Genomic DNA, 21138 nt, shown 5'->3' with positions numbered 1-21138 from the left:
AATTCGGACTATCGGGCAAAAAAAGGCCCGTGCCATTCAGCACGGGCCTGCCAGTTACCGCAGGGAGAATTCTACCAATCCATCGGGCCTTTTTCGGCATAGGACTCAATCAGGAAATCGATGAACGCGCGCACCTTGGGCTGGGTGAACCGGCCCGGAGGATACACCGCGTAGATGCCCTGAATTTCGTCGGGCAGCGACGGCATGGCGTCGACAACCTCGCCCGACTTGAGCGCGTCGGCGTAAAGATAGCTGGGCAAATACGCGATCCCCAACCCGGAAATGGCCGCGTTCAGCAGCGACTGCCCGTCATTGACGCTCAGCCAGCCAGCGGTCCGCACCTGGCGTTTTTCGCCTGAGGGCGCGGTAAGTTTCCAGACATTGCCGGAAGACTGGCTGGAGTAATGCAGCAGCTTATGTTCATTCAGGTCGTCGATTTTCTGTGGCTTGCCGAATTGCTGCACATAGCTGGGTGCCGCAACCATACGCTTGACGGTTTCGGTCAGTTTGCGCGCGCGCAGAGTGCTGTCTTCCAGCTCGCCAATACGGATCGCGACATCGAATCCTTCTGAAATCAACTCAACGAAACGGTTATTCAAAACCATGTTCACCGTGATCTCGGGATAGGCCGACAAAAAGCGGGACAAGACCGGGGACAGATGATTGACGCCGAAATCCGTCGCCACACTGATCCGCAGCAGACCAGAAGGGGCAGATTGCATGGATGTGACAAGCGCATCCGCTTCGCCTGCGTCATTCAGAACGCGTCTCGCGCGGTCGTAATAAGCCAATCCAATCTCGGTGGGCGACACTCGGCGCGTCGTCCGGTTCAGCAGTCGCGCGCCCAGCCGGGCCTCAAGGCTCGACACGTGCTTGGATACAGCCGATTTGGAGATACCCATTTTTTTGGCCGCGTCAGTGAACCCACCTTGGTCCACCACGTTGGAAAAGGCCTCCATTTCGGTCAATCGGTCCATTCTCGTACCCCAGGTGTTCTGTTCGTTGTCTCACTATCGCGATCAATCTGGGCGAGAACGGGGCAGATATGGGATAATATCACGGTTTCAATTCGGATCGTTTGCGTCTGGGAAACGAGGAAACAGTCAGCCTGACGCAAACGGCAATCCCTGTGATTGATGGGTTTTCTCGATTTTTTCCATTACGTGCTACCATGAGAATGGCAAATTTGTGACCACGGAGGAGATCATGAAAGCCATTATAGCCACTGTCGCATTGTTCCTTTCCGCGAGCCTTGCACTCGCCGGAGGCACAACGCCGTCGAATCCCGATGCGAAGGTCTATTTCGTGAATCTGTCTGACGGTGACACCGTCACATCCCCGGTAACGATCGTCTTTGGCCTAAGCGGAATGGGCGTGGCACCGGCGGGCACTGAAAAGGAAAACACCGGCCATCACCACTTGCTGATTGACCGTCCGCCACTGGGGCAGGGCGAAGACGGCGCGGACGAACTCGTCTATGGTCTGCCAGCCGATGACAATCACATTCACTTTGGCGGCGGTCAGACAGAGGTCACGCTGGACATGACTCCGGGTGAACACACCTTGCAACTGGTGCTGGGTGACGCAGGCCACGTCCCGCATGCCGACCCGATCGTTTCCGAGGTGATTACGATCACGGTGGAATAAGCGGAACTCAGACTCCAGTGACCAACGCCAGCTTCAGTGTTGCGTTTTTGGCTGCTTCTTTGGCGGTCCAGGATTTTCGACAAGCGTCAGGATCACCAGGACAGCCAGCAAACTGCCGACCGAGATCACAATGACCGAAGAGGTCACGCCAAATGTATGAGCGACCGCCGCCAGGATGGCCGAAAAGGTAATAATAGCGATGCGAATGATCGTCTTCGACACCGCCTGCGCGGTGATCCTTTGATCGGGTGGGGCGATGTCCATGAAATACAGGGTTCGCGCGCTGCCCAACCCGGTTGTTGCAATGGTGGCCATGAACAGTGACAGCGCGTGCAGGTGAACGGTATGGTCCAAGCCCTTTGCGTGCAGATAGATCAGGCCAAACCCCGAGACGGCAACCATGGTTGCGCCGGATATCATGACCATTCGGGTGGAATAACTGTTCAACGCGCGCCACATCGGCGCGGCAACCAACAGCGCTGCCGCCGAGGATGCGACCAAAGCCGTCAGACCACCTGCGGAGCTGTGATGCGATTCGGCGGCGATCAGGGCAAAGAAGGGAACAGACAGGCCAGCCAGCACAAAGGACAATCGGATCACGATGTATTTCTTAAACCAGTTTTCACGCAGCAGCGTGCCGGCATTTCGCCAAAACGCGACCGTTGATTTTGGCCGGTTCGCAGTGTCGCCAGCGGTTTTCGCCTTTTCGTGAAGTGACACCACAAGACCGGCTGACAGCACAAAACACAAGGCTCCGAAACTCACGACCAGACTGTGGCGCGTCAGGGCGGGGGCTTCTTTCGACAATTGATGCAAAAGCAGCACGACGGCAATCGTCGCCGCACCTCCGATCCCCTTTTGCCAATAGCTGACACGCATCCGGTCTTCGGATCGGAAATTGTCGCCCATGAACTCCAGGATCATCAGGCTTTTGATTTCTTCCAGAAATCCGATCACAAAGATGCCAATGACAAAGGCCCAAACGACGGCGGATTGCCCGGCAAAAAGAACCGACAGGATCACGGTCAGAAAACACAATGCGATGGCCAGATCCAACCGGGCCAGGGCCGAGCGTTTTTGCGGAAGTCGCGAAACCGCGCTGGGCGCGAACAGATCGGCCAGTGTTCCGGCCGCGTGGCGGATCGACACGAGCATTCCGGCCAGAAAGATCGGCAGTTCCATCGACACGGCCAGAAAGGTCAAAACAATCGGCGGGCTGGCCATCGACCATGCCATGACCGAAAGCGCCCCCTGACCTGTCATCAGCGGGATGTTTCTGTGATCGGTGTCTGGCCGCTGTTGGGTCATGCTCTCGCGCGGTTGCTGCCGCCCTTGGGGCGGTCACGCGATTTCACGATATGCACAGGGCTTAGGCAAGCCTCTGGCCCGGCCTGAGCCGCGCCAGTGTGTTCAGAACGTCGCGGCCAGTCGCGTACCCTGATTGATCGCGCGTTTGGCATCCAGTTCCGCCGCCACGTCTGCGCCGCCGATCACGTGCGGAGTGACTCCGCGCTCGATCAAAGCATCCGCCAGGCTGCGCTCAGACAGCTGGCCCGAGCACAGAACAATCGTATCCGCAGCGATCACGGTCGGATCGGCGCGTTCCTCGCCAAAGCTGACATGCAATCCGTCATCGTCGATGCGTTCATAATTCACACCGCCGACGAAATTGACGTCCTTCATCTTCAGCGTTGCGCGGTGAATCCAGCCTGTTGTCTTGCCAAGCCCTTTGCCGTGCGCCTGTTTCTTGCGCTGCAACAAGGTGACTTGGCGCGCAGGTGCCGCGGGTTGTGGGCCCTCAGGGGCCAGACCGGCACGGTGTTCTGCAGGATCAGTGACACCCCATTCCTTCATCCAGGCGGGCAGATCGGTGGTGATGCTGTGGCCCTCTTCCAGCAGGAACTCGGACACGTCAAAACCGATGCCGCCCGCGCCGATCACGGCGACGGATTTGCCGACCTCGGCCTTGTGGCGCAGCACGTCGATATAGTCGATGACGTTGTCGCGATCCTGTCCGGGTATCTGCGGGTCGCGAGGGGTGACGCCGGTGGCAATCACCACCTCGTCAAAGCCGGTCAGATCGTCGGCAGTGATTTCACGGTTCAGCTCCACCTTCACACCCAGATCGGCAATCATCGTACGGAACCAGTCGACCAGGCCCCAGAACTCTTCTTTGCCCGGAACCTGTTTGGCCATGTTCAGCTGCCCGCCGATCTCGGGCGCGCGGTCGAACAGGGTTACGTCATGGCCGCGCTGGGCGGCTGTCATTGCGGTCGACAAACCGGCGGGGCCTGCGCCGACAATGGCGACGGTTTTTGGGGTCTTGGCCGGTTCGATCACCAGCTCGGTCTCGTGACAGGCGCGCGGGTTCACAAGGCACGATGTCAGCTTGCCGCTGAACGTATGGTCCAGACAGGCCTGGTTGCAGGCGATGCAAGGCGCGATCTGTTCGGACTGGCCCGCAATGGCTTTGTTTACGAAATCCGCATCCGCCAGCATCGGGCGCGCCAACGACACCATGTCGGCGCAGCCAGTCGAAAGAACCTCTTCGGCCACTTCGGGCGTGTTTATCCGGTTCGAGGTGATCAACGGGATGCCCACCTTGCCCATCAGCTTTTTCGTCACCCAAGCAAAAGCCGCGCGTGGCACGCTGGTGGCAATTGTTGGAATCCGCGCCTCGTGCCAGCCGATGCCGGTGTTGATGATCGTCGCCCCGGCTTTCTCGATCTCCTGCGCCAGTTGCACGACTTCGTCATGGGTCGAGCCATTGGGCACCAGGTCGATCATCGACAGACGGTAGATGATGATGAAATCGGTGCCTACAGCCTCACGCGTGCGGCGGACGATCTCGATCGGCAGGCGCATCCGGTTCTCATAGGACCCGCCCCACCGGTCGGTGCGTTTGTTGGTATGGGTCACCAGGAACTGGTTGATGAAATACCCTTCGGACCCCATGATCTCGACGCCGTCATAACCTGCCTTCTGGGCCAGCACCGAGGCATTGACGATATCGCTGATCTGCTTCTCGATACCTTCTTCATCCAGTTCATTCGGCTGGAAGGGCGAGATTGGCGCTTTCACCGGGCTGGGGGCAACGCATTTGGGGCCATAGGCATAACGGCCTGCATGCAGGATCTGCATGGCGATCTTGCCACCCGCCTCGTGCACGCGGTCGGTGACGATGGAATGGTTGGAGACGTCTTCCTCGGTGGTCATCATCGCCGCACCGGGCAGGACCGAGCCTTCGAGGTTCGGGCCAATGCCGCCGGTGACCATCAGCGCCACACCGCCGCGCGCGCGGTCGGCATAGAACTCGGCCACGCGGTTCCAGTCATGGGTCTCTTCCAGACCGGTGTGCATCGATCCCATCAGGATACGGTTCTTTAATTTGGTAAAGCCCAGATCCAGCGGGGCCAGCATGTTTGGGTACGCAGTCATGGCAAACTCTCCCTCCCGAATTTTCAGCGACAGATTGACGTTCACGTCAACTTTGTCACGCGAAACCTAACGTCACAGCCTTTGCTGTACTTGCAGCAGTTGATACAGACAAGACGTGACAAAAAAAGAGGCCGCGCATGACCCCTGATGAAATTGCCAGATTGCCCTATCGTCCCTGTGTCGGGCTGATGCTGATGAATGCCGAAGGTAAAATCTTTGTCGGTCAGCGCAACGACCGCCACAAGGACGCCTGGCAGATGCCGCAGGGTGGCGTGGACAAGGGCGAAGATCCGCGCGATGCTGCGCTGCGCGAGCTGTGGGAAGAAACGGGCGTGACCGGCGATCTGGTCGAGGTGGTGGCCGAAACCCCCGGCTGGCTGCCCTATGACCTACCCCATGAGATCGTGCCGAATATCTGGAAGGGCCGCTATCGCGGGCAGGAGCAGAAATGGTTCCTGCTGCGCTTCACTGGTCGCGATGAGCAGATCAACATCGAAACCGATCACCCCGAGTTCACGCGCTGGAAATGGCAGGACCCGTCGCGCTTGGTCGCGGAAATCGTGCCGTTCAAGCGTGAGGTTTATGAACAGGTGATCGAGGCGTTTGCAGAGTACCTTGGCTGACGATCACTCTGCCAACCCTTCGATCGCATCGACCAGACGCATAAGATCGGCAGCGTAGAACCCTGCGGCGTTGATACAATTCGTCTCGAGCATTCTCAGCCCATCTTCCGTTCGGCAGATTTCGATGACGAATGCCGGGGAATAATCCGGGTTAAGGTCCACCAACCGCTGTGCAAAGTTCAGCGCATCGTCGTCAATTTCGGGCCGATAGACGACGCGTTTGCCCTCTTTGTACAAGGAATAGGTGACAACTTTGCCGCCGACGACCCACAGCCGCCATTCCCTGAGAATGCGGGTAGGCTGGCTGAGCATCAGCAGCGTGTCATGGCGCAGCGACCCTTTGGGTATCTCATCCACACTCAGTGCCAGAACGTTCTGAGCAAGGCTGATGATGTCTCGGGTCGTCTTTACGGTTCCCGGCACCTCTTTGCTGTCATCAACCGGGCGCAGAAACCAGCTGCGGCCGTCATCGGGCAATCGGCCGGGGATGTCTTTCAGGTGCAGGAATATGGAGTCGGACCCGTTCAGCAGATACGGGTGCCACGTTGTTTCATGAACGAAAGGGCGCAATTTGAACACGCCGGGTTTGAGGCCTCGTTTGGCGGCGTAGCGCCACAACGTGTAAGAGCCAAACAGAACTACGTTGTCCGGGTCGGTAATCTCCGGTTCCGGGGTCAGGTCGCCGACAAACGGGATGACCTTGTGCCAGGAAAAGGGAATGCCCAACCTGTCCAGCGCCTCGGCCAGCTTTTGCGTGTCTTCAAAGTCCTGAAGCAGCCATTGCATCCCGGTGAACCTCTTTTTCCAATGGGTGCAGTTCATACGCTGAATTGCAACACCAATCCTAGTCGCTCACCCCACGACAACTTGCCGTGAGGGGGCGTGGTTCGGGTCGCATCCGCCCTCTAGCTTGATCCGCATGAAGGACACGGCCCACAGCATTCCCGCCATTGCCCCCGCCGGGCGCAGATTCAGCGGTTCCGACCGCCGCGCGCCCCTGCGGGAGGGGCTGCAACACAGTGGTGAGTTTCACGCCGGGCAAACGGCGGGGCGGTTCTACCCCGTCGCCTGCGTCGCACTTGAGGTCACGCAGCGGTGCAATCTGGATTGTACCTTGTGTTACCTCTCGGACAGGGCCGAGATAGTTTATGATCCCCCCCTCTCGGTCCTGTTTGCGCGCCTTGCGATGATCCACAGCCATTATGGTCCCGGCGTATCGGTGCAACTGACGGGTGGTGATCCAACCCTGCGTAAAGTCGAAGATCTTGAGGCGCTCTGCCGCGAGATCAGGCGTCTGCGGATGCGGTCTTGCCTGATGACAAACGGCATCCGTGCCAGCCGGGCGCTTCTGACCCGTCTCGCGGCAGCGGGGCTGGACGATGTGGCCTTTCATGTAGACATGACGCAAGAGCGCAAGGGCTTCGACACCGAGATCGACCTGAACACGGTCCGCCGCGCCTATATCCGTCGGGCGCGCGGGCTAGGCCTGCGTATTCTGTTCAATACCACTGTGTTCGAGGGTAATTTCGACGACCTTCCGCTTTTGGCGCGGTTCTTTCGGGACCAGCCCGACGTGGCCTTTGTGTCCTTCCAGATGCAGGCCGACACCGGGCGCGGCGTATTGCGGGAACGGCCCGAGCAGATCACACAGCTCAGCGTCGCACGGGCGGTTGAAGACGGGTACGAAACGCCGTTGCATTTTGACACGGCGGCGGTGGGGCATGCGAAATGTAACCGCTACGCCAGTGTCATCACCGCCGGAGGGCGTGCCAGATCCCTTCTGTCAAACGCGCCCTTGGTGCAGCGGGTGATTGCCGCGCTGGAGAAGGCCGATCGTTCGATCGACGGGCATATGCTGATCCGCGATAGCGTGCGCCGGATGGCGTTGCGCAACCCCTTGCTGGTTCTGCGTGCCGGGGTCCATCTGGCAGGCTGTGCCCTGCGACTTGGGTTTGGCCTGCTGCGTGGCCCGGTGCGACGACAGGCGGTGTTCATCCACAACTTCATGGACGCGGATGCGCTGGAAGAGGATCGCTGCGCCTCGTGCGTGTTCATGGTCGCTACTTCGGATGGACCACTGTCGATGTGCGTTCACAACGCACAGCGCGACATGCATCTGGCCCGTCCCGATCGCATTGATGGACCCTCCGGTCCGAAATGGTGGAATGCCGCCGTTCCACATATGTCCGATGGCCCTGATCTGCCGGATCTGAGCGATCCGGCACTGGCACCGATGAAACGATTGAAGGGGCAGATGCGTGCGCAGCGCCGGGCCAGAAAGGATGCCTCATGAAACGGCTACTCATCCTGCTTTTTCTGCCCCTGCTGACCGCGTGCGCCAGCGTTGAGCGCCTGGCTTTGCCCGCCGCTGCGCCTTTGCCGGATAGGAGGCTGACCTGCACTGCTCCACCGCCCGGAGAGCGGGTGGATCATCGCGTCTGGACCGCTTTGCTGAACCGGTATGTCGCGCCGGATGCGCAAGGTGTGAACCGCGTGGCCTATGCGCGGGTCACTCAGGCCGACAAGGCGCGGTTGGACGGGTATCTGGCGGAATTGCAGGCGGTGAATCCCGCCGATCTGACCCGCGATCAACAACTTGCCTACTGGATCAACATGTATAACGCCGTGACGGTGGATGTGATCCTTGAGAACTACCCCGTCGCCTCGATCCGCGACATCAAGGACGGGCCGCTGTCGATTGGTCCATGGAACCGGCCTATGGTGGTGGTCGCTGGACAGACCCTGACCCTGAACGATATTGAGCATCGCATCATCCGGCCAGAGTTCCATGAGCCACGCATCCACTATGCCCTGAACTGTGCCGCCGTAGGTTGCCCCAACCTGATGACCCGCGCGTGGCAGGCCGAGACGTTGGAGCGTGACTTCGCGGCTGCTGAACGCGCCTATGTCAATGATCCGCGCGGGGTCCGGTTCAATGATCAGGGCGCGCTGATCCTGTCGAAAATCTTCATCTGGTTCCGCGAGGATTTCGGGCCGAACGAACAGGCCGTTCTGGCCTATATCAAAACTGCGGCTGACCCGCAGCTCAAAGCGCGCCTGCAGGATGTTTCGCGCGTCAGCGCCTATGAGTATGACTGGGCGTTGAACGATGCGGCAAAGGGGTCCTGAACGCGCGGCTCAGCGCTTTACAACAACCCTTCCGCCCGCAGCAGTTCCTGCATGTTCGCCTCGGGGCGAGGGCCGATATGGCTGATCACTTCGCGGGCACAGACATTGCCGATCTTGGCGCAGGTTTCGTAGTCCCGGCCTGTGGCCATGCCAAACAGGAACCCGGCGGCGAATTGATCGCCCGCGCCAGTGGCATCCACCGGAACCACCTTTTCAACCGGCACGTCCACCCGATTCCCGTCATACAGCACGGTCACGCCGTCGCCCGAGCGTGTGCAAATGACAAGGGGACAAATCTCGGCCGTCTTGGCCAAAGCTTCTTCAAGATTGTCGGTTTCGAACAGCGATTTGATCTCGGCCTCGTTGCCGATCACGAAATCCAGTTCGTTCTCGATCAGCAGCAGGAAATCGACCCGGTGACGTTCCACACAGAATGGATCTGAGATTGCAATACCCGCCTTGCCGCCGCCCTTGTGGCAGGTGCGCGCGGCCTCTAGAAACGCGGCCTTGCCCTTTTCCTTGTCGAACAGATAGCCTTCGAGGAACATGATCCGACTATTGCCGGACACATCAGCGGAGACGTCTTGCGACGACAGTTCCGAGGAAATCCCCAGATAGGTGTTCATCGACCGTTCACCATCTGGAGACACAAAGATCATTGAACGCGAGGTCGGCAACTCGCCACCCGGAACAGGGGGGTTCACAAAGTCCACCCCATCCTCGTTCATCGCATCCGCATAGAACCGGCCCAAAGCGTCATCATGAACGCGGCCAATGAAAGCCGCATCCAGACCCAGTGCGCCGGCCCCCGCGATCGTGTTTGCGACCGAACCACCGGGTGTCTGCACCCGGCCTTCCATCGAGGCGTAAAGAACCTCACCGCGCTCTTGCTCGATCAGTTGCATGATGCCCTTCTCGATGCCCATCAGCTCCAGAAAACTGTCATCGGCCTGAGAGATCACGTCCACAACGGCGTTGCCGATACCGGTGAGCTGGTAAGTTTTCATAGGGTTTTGTCCTCGAATTGACAGAGATCACGGATGATGCAGGTCGGGCATTGCGGCTTGCGTGCCTTGCAATGGTACCGGCCATGCAGGATCAGCCAGTGATGTGCATGGAGTTGAAAGTCGGCAGGGACATTGTCTTCGATGGCGCGTTCGACGGCATCCACATCCTTTCCGGGGCAGATACCAGTGCGGTTGCCGACGCGAAAGATATGCGTGTCGACAGCTTGTGCCGGTTGCCGCCACCACATGTTCAGCACCACATTGGCCGTTTTGCGCCCGACACCGGGCAGCGATTGCAGAGCCGCGCGTGAGTTGGGGACCTCGCCTCCATACTCTTCGACAAGAATGCGGCTGAGTTTGATCACGTTCTTGGCCTTTTGGCGAAACAGGCCGATGGTCTTGATGTGCTGGGTCAGGCCCTCTTCACCAAGGTCCAGCATCTTTTGCGGCGTATCGGCGATCTTGAACAATTCGCGTGTAGCTTTGTTGACGCCTGCATCGGTCGCCTGCGCCGACAGCGCCACGGCAACGACCAGAGTATAAACGTTCACATGCTCCAACTCGCCCTTGGGTTCGGGGTCGGCGTCATGGAAACGCGTAAAGATCTCGCGGATCGTGTGATAATCGAGTTGCTTGGCCATCCGCGCCTTAATGCCGACAGCAGGGCGGTGACACAAGCCAAAAGCCAATGCGCAAGTTCCGGGTCGCTTGGGCGTTGCGCTGGCGGTATGGTCTTGGAAACGAAACGAGGTGAATGCCATGAATGTCCAGACGCCCGAAAGCGGATATCACTACAACGTCATGCGCCGCGCGATTGAACTGATCGATCAGGGGGGCGAGGCGCTGAGCCTCGATGAACTGGCCCGCCAGATGGACATGAGCCCCGCCCATTTCCAGCGTCTGTTCTCGCGCTGGACCGGTGTGTCGCCCAAGCGCTATCAGCAATACCTGACGCTGGGCCACGCCAAGGCGTTGCTGCGTGAGCGGTTCACCACGTTGGAAACTGCCCACAATGTTGGCCTGTCTGGCAGCGGACGCCTGCACGATCTGTTCCTGAAGTGGGAATCCATGAGCCCCGGTGAATACGCTCGCAAAGGCGCGGGATTGACGATTTTTTGGGGTTGGTTCGAAAGCCCCTTTGGCCCGGCTCTGGTCATGGGTACCGACAAAGGCATTTGCGGCATGGCCTTCGGTGCCGAGACCGGTGAAGAGGACGCGATGGAGGATATGTTGTCGCGTTGGCCGCAGGCCGAGTTTGTTGAGGATCCTATGCGCCTGCGCCCGTGGGTTCTCAGCGCGTTCGGATCGGTCAGTGATCGGTTGGAACCGACACCGATCTACCTGATCGGCTCACCACTGCAGATCAAGGTGTGGGAGGCGCTGATGCATATCCCTTCGGGCCAGGTCACAACCTATTCCGAAATCGCGCAGCGGGTTGGGTCACCTCAGGCCGTGCGCGCCGTGGGCACAGCGGTCGGGCGAAACCCCGTCAGTTGGCTGATCCCCTGTCACCGCGCGCTACGCAAATCCGGCGGGTTGGGAGGTTATCATTGGGGCCTTCCAGTCAAACGCGCCATGCTGGCCTATGAGGCCGCGCAGGCGGATGCTTGATTGACAGATCGCCCTGGCGCTGCCAAAAGGCGCGGCAGGTTCGGGTCCCCTGCTGTTCGCGGCCGTCTGGCTTTGGTGAAACCCGGTTGAAACAACATCTGTTGCCCTTTTTTCTGGCGCGCGGATGGCAATGCGAACCCCATCCTGAATAAGCGCCCGTTCAAGGAAACGAGGCATATGATGACGATATCAAACACGATCCCGCCAATTGGCGAGCTCAAAGCTCAGGCCAAGCGTTTGCGCGAAAGTCTGCGTCTTGCAAGCGCTCCGGTCTCACACAGCGAAGCGTTGGAAATGCTGGCGCATCAATACGGCGCGCGTGACTGGAATACGTTGCGGTCAAAGGCCGGGAACCGCATGCATCTGAACGTGGGTGACCGGGTTCAGGGATATTACCTCGGTCAGCTCTTTACGGCTGAAATTCGCGGTTTGACCCTGCTGGGCGACGGTGCACATCGCAGGATCACCCTGCAATTTGATGCGCCTGTGGATGTGGTCCGGTTCGACAGTTTTTCGTCTTTGCGGCAGCGCGTAACCGGAGAAATCGGTTGGGACGGCCGGTCGACGCGCAAAACATCGGACGGAGAGCCTCAATTGGTTGTCCGGCCTGCCTGAAAAAGAGCGAGGCACCGCACGGTGCCTCACCACTGGATTACGTGGGGCGCTTACTCGGCGGCCCAGCCGCCAACGGCCTTGACCTCAAGGAAATCCTCCAGACCCCAAACGCCGCCTTCGCGACCATTGCCGGACTGCTTCATTCCGCCGAAGGGTGATCCCGCGCTGCGGGATTGGCCGTTCATTTCGACCATGCCGGATCGCAGCACCCGCGCCATACGATTGGCGCGCGCGCCATCCTGCGTCTGGACGTAGTTGGTCAGGCCATAGGGTGTGTCGTTGGCAATCTCGACGGCCTCTTCCTCGGTATCAAACGGGATCATGGTCAGGACCGGGCCAAAGATTTCCTCTCGCGCGATGGTCATCTGATTGTTGGCATCGGCAAAGACCGTGGGGCGCACATAGTAGCCCTTGTTCAGGCCCTCGGGCCGCCCGGTGCCGCCTGCCACCAGTCGGGCACCTTCGTCGATGCCCGTCTGAATCAGGTCCTGAATTTTGGTCCACTGCAATTCATTCACAACCGGTCCGATGTGACGCCCTTCTTCGCTTGCCGGGCCAACCGAGACCTTGTTCGCCACTTCAGCTGCGGTTTCAACGGCTTGATCGTAGATCGGGCGCTGCACGAGCATCCGGCTGGGCGCGTTACAGCTTTGGCCGGTGTTGTTCATCATGTGCAGGACGCCGCGTTTGACGGCCTTTTCATCCGCGTCGGCAAACACAACATTCGCGCCTTTGCCGCCCAGCTCCAGATGAACTTTCTTCAACGTGTCCGCCGCATTCTTTGAAATCGCCGTGCCCGCCCGGGTCGAGCCGGTGAAGCTAATCATGTCGACATCCGGATGTGCGGACAGCTGAGAGCCCACGCCCGCGCCATCCCCGTTCACAAGGTTGAAGACACCGGCGGGGAACCCGGCATCGTCCATCAACTCAGCAAAGATCATCGCGTTCAGTGGGCTTTGCTCCGAAGGTTTCAGAACCATTGTACACCCTGCAATCGCTGCCGCGCCGACCTTGAGCGTGATCTGGTTCATCGGCCAGTTCCAAGGTGTGATAAGCGCGGCCACGCCAACGGCCTCGTAGATAATCCGGTCATTGGGTGCATGGTCGCCCAGCGGGCGCTCAAACTGGAACGCCTTGGCGGCGCGGACAAAGTTCTTGAGATGCCAGATGCCAGCGCCGGATTGCTGGGTGCGCGCCATATCGATCGGCGCGCCCATTTCCAACGATATCGCCTGCGCCAGATCTTCCGAGCGGCTCTGGTAAATCTCAATCAGCTTTTCCACCCGCGCAATCCGATCTTCGACCGGCGTCGCCATCCAGCCTGGAAGCGCTGCTTTTGCGGCGGTCACGGCGGCATCCGTATCCGCTTGTGCGCCTAATGATATCACCGCGCAGGGCTCTTCGGTCGAGGGGTCGATGACGTCGAAATCACGCGCCTCGGCAGGTGAAACCCACTGGCCGTTGATGTAAAAATCTCGTTTCTCGATCATATCGTCACCTTTGAGCTGGAATTGATTCGACCGATCGGTCGGTTTTTGGACACACTGTCATTGCGCGTGCATTCGGGCAAGTGCCAATTCGAACTCGGTCAACGGGCACAACTATCAAATTTTCTGTACCCGGGACCGGAAAGCTTTAACCTGAGGCCAAAGTGATTAAGTTGACCGCGACCGACTCGGTCAATTGTCATCAGGAGAGGAGATGCCCCATGGGTTTGCGTATCAATGACACCGTTCCGAATTTCACGGCAGAAACGGATCAGGGCACCATTCAGTTTCACGACTGGATCGGCGACAGCTGGGCCATTCTGTTTTCGCACCCCAAGGATTTCACCCCTGTATGCACGACCGAGTTTTCGGCGGTTGCTCAGTTGAATGACGAATGGGCAGCGCGCGGCACCAAAGTGATCGGTGTTTCGGTCGATGGCGTCGAAGACCACAAGAAGTGGAAAAAGGATATCGAGGCCTATGGCAACGCCAACCCCGGTTTCCCGATCATCGCGGATGACGGTCTGGCCGTGTCCAAAGCCTTCGACATGCTGCCCGCCGAGGCATACTTGCCCGACGGCCGCACGCCTGCCGACAGCGCCACCGTGCGTTCGGTCTTTATCATCGGTCCGGACAAGCAACTGAAGCTGTCGATGACCTATCCGATGACTGTTGGCCGGAACTTTGCCGAAATCCTGCGTGCTCTGGATGGTTTGCAGATGTCGTCCAAGGGCGTTGCAACGCCAGCCAACTGGGTGCCGGGCGAAGACGTGATCATCCCACCTGCGGTCTCGAATGATGAGGCGAAAGAGAAGTTCGGCGAATTCGAGACGATCTTCCCTTACCTGCGCAAGACCAAAGCGCCCTCATAAAAACAAAGTGGGAAGGGGTTCTCCCTTCCCATCCTCCCGTGGCTTTTTTGGTGCATTGCCAGCGTCAAGTTGCAGCAAAAAGATTTGTATCCACGTGCGAGTGAGCGCTATTGATGGACAACCCATCAAACGCTGAGAAACGAGCAAAGTTTGCATTTGGAAAAACAAGTTGGCGATCGCACCCTCGGGCATATCGAATGCGAGAAAAACGGATGGTCGTTTGACGAGGTTTTTCGCTATCAATTCCAGATAGGTGAACAGGGCGAACAGACCCCGAAACTCAGCGATAGCTGGGAGAGTTTCACTCTTGCCGGTTGGCGGGTTCAACATTGTCCAAGCCTGCCCGTCTGCCACATCTTCGATACCGAGAGCCGCCAACTTGCTGCAATCCTCGGAATAGCGATCTCAGCTGGCGGAAATTGTCTGCAGACAGAAGAGACCTATGACGGCGACATCGAGTCTTTTGAGGCGTGGTTGGAAGACCTTTCCGGGCGTTTTGTTGCTCTGACTTTTGATCAAAACCAAGGTCGCTTCTATCTGGATCCGGCGGGGAATTTGTCGGTCGTCTATGACCCGGTCAAAAGAACAATCGCTTCAAGCGTGCATTTGCTGGCCACGAACGCCCTATCGCCGCACAGAGATATCGATCAAGAACTGGTGCTGGAAAAGAAGGAACGGTTGTTGTTCGGAGAAACAAGCGACCGCCGAGTGACACGGGCCAAGCCTAACCATTTTATTTCCCTGGATAATTTCCAAGAATACCGACATTGGCCAAGGCCGGCGACCAAGTTTGCTGAACTCGATCAGGACAGGGCAGCCAGCATTGGCGAAATCGCTGAACGCCTCAGCCGCAATGTCGGCGCTTTGACACAGACGTTCAAATGCGGTCTTCCTGTGACTGCCGGCATGGATTCTCGCATTATACTGGCGTGCGCGACTCCGTATTTGTCACGGATCAGCACCTTCTATTGCTACAGACTCAACCAATCGACATTGATTGACGCGGCTGCCGCCGTTCGGCTTGCGGAACAGCTTACGGTGCCCATGTTGGTGATCTCGCGGCGATCGCCCACGATAAAGGGCGCGCTTACCACTTCGGAAATCGACGAGGAGTATGAAAAAATGCTGTTGCGCACCGGATTTTGTTCCGGCCTGCGTAAAGACTGGGTGCAGTACATCTCCCAAACCCCGCCGGTGGAGGTTGTTCTGCGTGGCACCGGATTGGAGATGACGCGAGCCAACAAGTGGACGGAAGAAAATCGATCTGTTCCGTGCAACAGCGTTGACGGCCTTCGTACGCTCGCGGGGTTGCGGCCGGGAAAACAACGCAGCCCAAGCGCCACGCGCAGGTATGAGAGTTTACTTGCACGGTACGAAAGCTGGAAAAATACGCTACCTCGGGCAGCGCAGGAACGCCTATACGATCTTGCACATGTCGAGTTGATGCTGCCTTCGGGACCCGTTTTGGAGTATTCGGCATATGCTGAGCATTTTGTAGTGAACCCCTTTAACGACCGACGTCTTTATCAGCTGACATCAGGTATCGCGCCGAGGGCGAGGATGCAGAAAAGGTTGGTTCGGCGGGTTATATCACATCAAAACAAACACTTGCTAAGCATACCTTTCCACCGTGACTGGGGAAACCAGCGCGCATGATCCAATTTTATCCGGATGCCTTCGGGCGGCGGAATGTGCCATTGAAGGCGATGGTTATTCTTTCCTGATCGCTTTCGTTGGGATGAACCCAGTGCAGCAGATAGGATGGGAAGATGATCAACTCCCCTGCCGATGGCCGGAACGTGCGTTTCATGCGAAAAGCGCTGGAGTCCAGAATTTTCCAGTGTGAAAGCTCGGCGCGGGGGTCGATGAACTCGATCATACCCGACGAACCGGTTTCAATATCCGGCTGGGACACATAATAGACCCCGGACCAATGCGCCCCCGGATGCGTGTGCGGTGCGTTATATCCACCCGTCGGATTTGCGTTCATCCAAGCAAAGAGTTTCAGGTTCAAAGTTTCGGGATCAATTTTGGAACTGACTTTTCGGGTCACCTCTAAAACAGACTCTTTCGCTGCTGAGCGAACTTTTTGGAACGCGGGGGCGTCATTGTCGAACAGGTTTCCTTTGGAATGCCAACCATTGCGATTTGATTTGGAAACCCCGTCGTCGGCCGCGCGCAGGTTTTCGTATTCGAAAAGAAGCTCTGCGTTCAGCACTGTGTGGCCAGGCACTTCAAAGCGCATGATCGGTGTGGAAAATAGCTTTTCGTATTTTGTCTGCTGAATCATTCTGCGGGCTCGTGTAGATCTGTGCTGTCAAATTCTCGAATTCACTATGCACATTGATGCGTGCCAATCCATCAGGCAACGGACCGGCTGTCTAAAGTGATACGATCCAGCATCAGACGGATGGATAGGCAAAAGGGTTAGAAGAACGGATTTCATCCAAAGTTGTATTCTTCGGACATATCACTTGTGGTCTCATTCGGGGCAAAGAACACTCTTCAACACGCGGAGGACCAAGATATGCCGAAAAAGACAATCGCGATGAGCACCAGCTTTGCCCTTTTGGCAAGTACCGCGCTTGCTCAGGTCACCACCGACGACATCATCAAGATGCTGACCGACGAAGGTTACACAAGAATTGAGATCAGCCGCACATTGTTTGGCAATACCAGGGTCGAAGCGACCGCACCGGGTGCGGAACGTGAGATCGTTTTGCGAAAGAACGGAACAGTGGTGCGCGACCGAACGGAGCGGGATGATGCGTTCGACGACAATGAATTCGACGATGAGTTAGACGATGAAGAAGACGACGATGAAGAAGACCTGAACGATCACGAGGAAAACGACGAATCTGATGAGTCCGATGATTCAGGTGAATCGGATGGCGATGGTGAAAACGACGATGGTGAAAACGACGATGGTGAAAGTGACGGCGAAGGCAACGACGGCGAAGGTGACAGCGAAAACGATTCCGAAAACGACTCTGAAAGTGATTCCGAAGGCGAGAGCGATGACCGAGAGGATGACGACTAATCCTGCTCATCGGCGCTGACTAAATAATGGGCACCCGCGGCATCAGAAAACGCTCTTTGCTACTGTTCCGATTGGGGGCTGGGCTGTTCCTTGCATCGGGGCTTGCGTTTGTCGCTGAATTTGTCGGCGAAGTAACCGGCTTTTTTCTGTTTAGCGACAGCTGGTTTGTCCATGAACTCATTCAACTTGCAACACTGTTCGGTTTTGCCGTTGGTGTCGCGCTGATCTGGCAAAGCAACCGTCTGCTCACCCAGAGAAACCGCGAGGTCGAACGGCATCTTAAGGCCGCGCAGGGCGAATTCTTTTCGATGGTGCAGTTGCTCTTCGACCGTTGGGGGCTGAGCGAGGCGGAACGCGACGTCGCCCTGTTCACGATCAAAGGGCTTTCCGTTGCCGAGATTGCAGGTTTGCGAAACACCAGTCCCGGAACGGTGAAGTCACAGAATAACTCAATCTATCGAAAGGCGGGCGTTAAGTCGCGAACCCAATTGCTTGGGGCGCTGATCGATGAATTGTTGGTGGTTGATTAGTCTGCTTCGAAACTCGTGAAGGCCTGTGGCGTAGCACTATTCGCGCGTGCCAGTGTCCAGAGCCAGTTTCAGGATGGCCCGAACGCAAGCACCGATCTGAGGGGCCTCGGATGCCCTGGGGCCCGCGACGTTCAAGACGGTTATCGGAAATCTTGTCATCCAGGTGCGAACTTGTTGCGCGCTGGTTGCCGCCCCGTCCCGCACATCAACAACCAGATGCGGCTTTCCGATTTTCGCTGCAAATTCAATCGTCAATTGCGTGCCCGGGCTGATTGACCCGTCGATGAAGATAAGCGTTGCGTCGCTGGACCGGACGTTGAGCTTGGTTCGTTCACGGACATCTCTGGTCTCGGTTTCTGTCAGATTGTCGAACCGCAGCGGGATTTTACCAGCCTCATTTGTACGGCCTTTAGGAACCCAGCCGCCGTGTGGAATTCCGTGATCCAATGCGAAATCCAATGCGACTAGGTCAACACCTGTTTGTCCTCCCGACACAATTTTCAATCTTCGGCCTCCAAGGCTTCAAGGCCAGACCGCGACCAGCGCTTCAGGTAAACACAAGGTCACCGGTCGACGAGTTTTTCAGGATACGGTTTGCGTTTGGGATATCGTTCGACTGCGCGCGTTCTTTGGCCGCCTTGTCGGACAGGCCGAGTGAAACCCACCTGTCGACCAAACGCGCCTCAAGCGTTTCACGAGGCACATTGAGGTAAATTGCCAAGGTCCAGAGCTTTTGCAGGTCCGTCCAATCCGGTTCGTTCAACAGCAGGTAATTCCCTTCGACCAGGACAATGCGCTGATCTGCGCGGATCAGCGCACGTGCGGCAATAGCCTTGTCCAGGGGGCGGTCGAATTCGGGGATGGCGACCTCATCCTCGGTAAGTAGACGGGTCAGGATGGCGCGGAAACCGGCAACATCGAAAGTCTCGGGCGCGCCTTTGCGATCCAGCATGCCCCGCTGAGACAGGATCGCGTTGTCATAGTGAAACCCGTCCATCCAAACCAGACCAGTCCGCGTTCCCCGCGCTTCCAACTCGTCTCGTGCCAGCCCTGCCACCGTTGACTTGCCGGACCCGGGCGGACCGGCAATGGCAATCAGGCACCGCGCCTGCGTTATGGGCAGCGCCGCAACCGCATCCGCGATACCTTTGGCGATCGTTTCAGGAGTTGAGTTTGTGCCGCTCACGCTGCCTGATCCTCTTGCGAAGGATCCTTCGCGCCGGTCATGAAAGCCACGGCGTCAGACATCGTGTAATCCTTTGGATCGATCACACAAAGCCTTTTGCCCAGGCGATGCACATGAATCCGATCTGCGACCTCAAAGACATGCGGCATATTGTGGCTGATCAGGATGATCGGAATCCCTCGCGATTTCACGTCGATGATCAGTTCCAACACCCTGCGGCTTTCCTTGACACCCAAAGCGGCCGTCGGTTCATCCAGAATGATCACTTTCGAGCCGAACGCCGCGGCGCGTGCCACCGCAACGCCCTGCCGCTGGCCGCCAGACAGGGTTTCGACCGCCTGATTGATGTTCTGAATTGTCATCAGACCAAGCTCGCTGAGTTTGTCGCGGGCGAATTTCTCCATCGCCGGGCGGTCGAGCATCCTGAACCACGAGCCCAGCGGGCCCTTGCGCCGGATTTCCCGGCCCATGAACATGTTGTCAGCAATCGACAGGGCAGGGGACATGGCGAGGGTCTGGTATACCGTCTCGATCCCGGCCTCGCGGGCATCGATGGGCGAATGGAAATTGACCTTCTTTCCATCCAGCCAAACGTCGCCCTCATCCGGTGCGACGGCTCCGGAAACTGCCTTGATCAGTGTCGACTTCCCAGCGCCGTTGTCCCCTATGACAGCCAAAATCTCGCCGGGCATCAAATCGAAATCGCAATGGTCCAGCGCAGTAACCCGCCCATAGTGTTTGACCAGATTGCGTCCTTTGAGAATGGGTTCCATCAAGCTGCCACCTTTCTGATCCACTGATCGACCGCGACCGCTGCGATAATGAGGATACCGATCAACAAGAAGGTCCACTGTGCGTCCGCGCCCAAAAGCCTGAGGCCCAGCGTGAACACGCCAACGATCAGTGCCCCGAACAGGGAGCCCAGGATCGACCCGCGCCCGCCGAACAGGGATATACCGCCGATCACAACGGCCGTGATGCTTTCGATATTGGCCAGTTGACCAGACGTAGGCGAAACCGACCCAATCCGACCGATCAGGGCCCATCCCGCGAAGGCACAGATCAGCCCCGACAGCATGTAGACCGACATCAAGGTGCGATGCACATTGACCCCCGACAGTTCCGCTGCTTCGGGGTCGTCGCCCACCGCGTAAACATGTCGGCCCCACGCCGTGTGGCGCAATGCATATGCCAGAACCAAAATGAGCAGCAGCATGAAGACCACGCCAACTGTGAACACCGCGCCGCCAATACTGAACTTGGCCCCGAACAGCTGAAGGATCGGCGCGTTTGTCTCGATGTCCTGTGATCGAATGGTTTCGTTCTGCGAATACAGGAAATTCGCGGCCAATATGATTTGCCACATGCCCAAAGTCACGATGAACGGCGGCAATTTGATGCGACTGACCAGGAACCCATTCAACGCTCCGATGGCGGTGCCTACGAACAGACCGCATACAATTGCGACCGACGGCGGAAGCCCGTAGCGAAAGGTGAACTGGCCCATAACCACCGACGACATCACCATGATCGCACCGACGCTCAGGTCGATGCCGGCGGTCAGGATCACCAGGCTTTGGGCGGCCGCCACAATGCCCACGATCTGAACCTGTTGCAGGATCAGGGTCAGGGCGAAGGGCGAAAAGAACTTGGCCCCGAGCAGCAGACCAAAAATGACAATCGCGGCGACAAGAACAATCAGCGGGACAAGCGAAGGGTTCACATGCAGAAAATGCTGGATCGTCCCAACAAGGCCCCGACGGTGATCTTCAAACTCAGCGACCTGTTCCGGGCTTCCACGGGCCGCGGATTCGAAATCGTCTGATTGTCGTGACGTGTCGGACATTAAGCTTCCCCCATGCGTCAAGAGCCCGGTTGCGGACCACAATAACAAAAATTCGGGTGAGAATGGGTTTTGTGTCGAAGGGCCAAATTGGCCCCTCGACAGATCAG

Annotated in this window: 22 protein-coding genes; 10 read left to right on the top strand and 12 right to left on the bottom strand. The window is 57.8% G+C overall.

Going from position 1 to position 21138, the window contains the following annotated elements; translation table 11 throughout:
- Window positions 1–71: 71 nt before the first annotated feature.
- Window positions 72–977 carry a LysR family transcriptional regulator gene (locus tag ACR0CR_RS14625; RefSeq protein ID WP_480600268.1) on the bottom strand — a complete coding sequence of 302 codons (906 nt, stop codon included), beginning with the start codon at window positions 975–977 and terminating at the stop codon, window positions 72–74.
- 229 nt (window positions 978–1206) lie between these two features.
- On the opposite strand from ACR0CR_RS14625, the gene ACR0CR_RS14620 reads away from it, so the two are divergent.
- On the top strand, window positions 1207–1647 hold the full coding sequence (locus ACR0CR_RS14620) for a DUF4399 domain-containing protein (protein WP_480600267.1): 441 nt from the start codon (window positions 1207–1209) through the stop codon (window positions 1645–1647).
- Window positions 1648–1680: 33 nt separating this feature from the next.
- On the opposite strand, the gene ACR0CR_RS14615 is transcribed toward ACR0CR_RS14620, so the two are convergent.
- A complete protein-coding gene (locus ACR0CR_RS14615) occupies window positions 1681–2955 on the bottom strand; it encodes an MFS transporter (protein ID WP_480600265.1) in 1275 nt (424 codons plus the stop codon).
- Between the two features lie 102 nt (window positions 2956–3057).
- Entirely contained in the window at window positions 3058–5085 is a 2028-nt protein-coding gene (locus tag ACR0CR_RS14610) for an FAD-dependent oxidoreductase (protein WP_480600263.1), read from the bottom strand.
- A 137-nt stretch (window positions 5086–5222) separates the two neighbouring features.
- Between ACR0CR_RS14610 and ACR0CR_RS14605 the strand changes: the two genes are divergently transcribed.
- A complete protein-coding gene (locus ACR0CR_RS14605) occupies window positions 5223–5708 on the top strand; it encodes an RNA pyrophosphohydrolase (RefSeq protein WP_480600261.1) in 486 nt (161 codons plus the stop codon).
- 3 nt (window positions 5709–5711) lie between these two features.
- Here ACR0CR_RS14605 and ACR0CR_RS14600 read toward each other — a convergent pair whose 3' ends face one another.
- Window positions 5712–6494, bottom strand: a complete 783-nt coding sequence (locus tag ACR0CR_RS14600; protein ID WP_480600259.1) for an ATP-grasp domain-containing protein — start codon at window positions 6492–6494, stop codon at window positions 5712–5714.
- Between the two features lie 133 nt (window positions 6495–6627).
- Between ACR0CR_RS14600 and ACR0CR_RS14595 the strand changes: the two genes are divergently transcribed.
- Both ACR0CR_RS14595 and ACR0CR_RS14590 read left to right on the top strand, forming a co-directional pair.
- Window positions 6628–8001 carry a radical SAM protein gene (locus ACR0CR_RS14595; protein WP_480600257.1) on the top strand — a complete coding sequence of 458 codons (1374 nt, stop codon included), beginning with the start codon at window positions 6628–6630 and terminating at the stop codon, window positions 7999–8001.
- Window positions 7998–8837, top strand: a complete 840-nt coding sequence (locus ACR0CR_RS14590; protein WP_480600255.1) for a DUF547 domain-containing protein — start codon at window positions 7998–8000, stop codon at window positions 8835–8837. The genes ACR0CR_RS14595 and ACR0CR_RS14590 overlap by 4 nt, the downstream gene beginning before the upstream one ends.
- A 17-nt stretch (window positions 8838–8854) precedes the next feature.
- On the opposite strand, the gene ACR0CR_RS14585 is transcribed toward ACR0CR_RS14590, so the two are convergent.
- Together ACR0CR_RS14585 and nth are read right to left on the bottom strand one after the other, a co-directional pair.
- Complete coding sequence (locus ACR0CR_RS14585) at window positions 8855–9844, bottom strand: adenosine kinase (RefSeq protein ID WP_480600253.1); 990 nt, start codon at window positions 9842–9844, stop codon at window positions 8855–8857.
- The gene (gene nth / locus ACR0CR_RS14580) at window positions 9841–10485 is read right to left on the bottom strand and encodes an endonuclease III (protein WP_480600577.1); all 645 of its coding nucleotides are present in this window, start codon (window positions 10483–10485) and stop codon (window positions 9841–9843) included. The genes ACR0CR_RS14585 and nth overlap by 4 nt, the downstream gene beginning before the upstream one ends.
- A gap of 118 nt (window positions 10486–10603) precedes the next feature.
- Here nth and ACR0CR_RS14575 point away from each other — a divergent pair, with 118 nt between their 5' ends.
- Window positions 10604–11455, top strand: coding sequence for a bifunctional helix-turn-helix domain-containing protein/methylated-DNA--[protein]-cysteine S-methyltransferase (locus tag ACR0CR_RS14575; RefSeq protein WP_480600251.1), 852 nt, complete (start codon window positions 10604–10606; stop codon window positions 11453–11455).
- A gap of 177 nt (window positions 11456–11632) precedes the next feature.
- Window positions 11633–12070: a glyoxalase superfamily protein gene (locus ACR0CR_RS14570; RefSeq protein WP_480600249.1), complete on the top strand. Its 438-nt coding sequence runs from the start codon at window positions 11633–11635 to the stop codon at window positions 12068–12070.
- 50 nt (window positions 12071–12120) lie between these two features.
- On the opposite strand, the gene ACR0CR_RS14565 is transcribed toward ACR0CR_RS14570, so the two are convergent.
- Window positions 12121–13560, bottom strand: coding sequence for an aldehyde dehydrogenase family protein (locus tag ACR0CR_RS14565; protein WP_480600248.1), 1440 nt, complete (start codon window positions 13558–13560; stop codon window positions 12121–12123).
- A gap of 218 nt (window positions 13561–13778) precedes the next feature.
- Between ACR0CR_RS14565 and ACR0CR_RS14560 the strand changes: the two genes are divergently transcribed.
- On the top strand, window positions 13779–14429 hold the full coding sequence (locus ACR0CR_RS14560; protein WP_480600246.1) for a peroxiredoxin: 651 nt from the start codon (window positions 13779–13781) through the stop codon (window positions 14427–14429).
- 156 nt (window positions 14430–14585) lie between these two features.
- Window positions 14586–16085 (top strand): hypothetical protein, encoded by a 1500-nt coding sequence (locus ACR0CR_RS14555; protein ID WP_480600244.1) that lies wholly within the window; start codon window positions 14586–14588, stop codon window positions 16083–16085.
- 7 nt (window positions 16086–16092) lie between these two features.
- Here ACR0CR_RS14555 and ACR0CR_RS14550 read toward each other — a convergent pair whose 3' ends face one another.
- Window positions 16093–16719, bottom strand: coding sequence for a TIGR02466 family protein (locus tag ACR0CR_RS14550; protein WP_480600242.1), 627 nt, complete (start codon window positions 16717–16719; stop codon window positions 16093–16095).
- 237 nt (window positions 16720–16956) lie between these two features.
- Between ACR0CR_RS14550 and ACR0CR_RS14545 the strand changes: the two genes are divergently transcribed.
- Window positions 16957–17469: a hypothetical protein gene (locus ACR0CR_RS14545; RefSeq protein WP_480600240.1), complete on the top strand. Its 513-nt coding sequence runs from the start codon at window positions 16957–16959 to the stop codon at window positions 17467–17469.
- Window positions 17470–17525: 56 nt separating this feature from the next.
- Window positions 17526–17999 (top strand): helix-turn-helix transcriptional regulator, encoded by a 474-nt coding sequence (locus ACR0CR_RS14540; protein ID WP_480600238.1) that lies wholly within the window; start codon window positions 17526–17528, stop codon window positions 17997–17999.
- A gap of 36 nt (window positions 18000–18035) precedes the next feature.
- On the opposite strand, the gene ACR0CR_RS14535 is transcribed toward ACR0CR_RS14540, so the two are convergent.
- From ACR0CR_RS14535 to ACR0CR_RS14520, 4 genes are read right to left on the bottom strand one after another with little or no spacing between them, the layout of a single operon-like run.
- Entirely contained in the window at window positions 18036–18494 is a 459-nt protein-coding gene (locus ACR0CR_RS14535) for a putative molybdenum carrier protein (RefSeq protein WP_480600575.1), read from the bottom strand.
- 52 nt (window positions 18495–18546) lie between these two features.
- Complete coding sequence (locus ACR0CR_RS14530) at window positions 18547–19185, bottom strand: AAA family ATPase (RefSeq protein WP_480600236.1); 639 nt, start codon at window positions 19183–19185, stop codon at window positions 18547–18549.
- A complete protein-coding gene (locus tag ACR0CR_RS14525) occupies window positions 19182–19958 on the bottom strand; it encodes an ATP-binding cassette domain-containing protein (protein WP_480600234.1) in 777 nt (258 codons plus the stop codon). Before ACR0CR_RS14525 ends, ACR0CR_RS14530 begins: the two co-directional genes overlap by 4 nt.
- A complete protein-coding gene (locus ACR0CR_RS14520; RefSeq protein ID WP_480600232.1) occupies window positions 19958–21031 on the bottom strand; it encodes an ABC transporter permease in 1074 nt (357 codons plus the stop codon). The genes ACR0CR_RS14525 and ACR0CR_RS14520 overlap by 1 nt, the downstream gene beginning before the upstream one ends.
- Window positions 21032–21138: the final 107 nt, after the last annotated feature.

Source organism: Ruegeria sp. AM2, assembly GCF_056540685.1.
The sequence above is the reverse complement of the archived record's forward strand: the minus strand, read 5'-3'. Positions and strand labels throughout refer to the sequence as shown.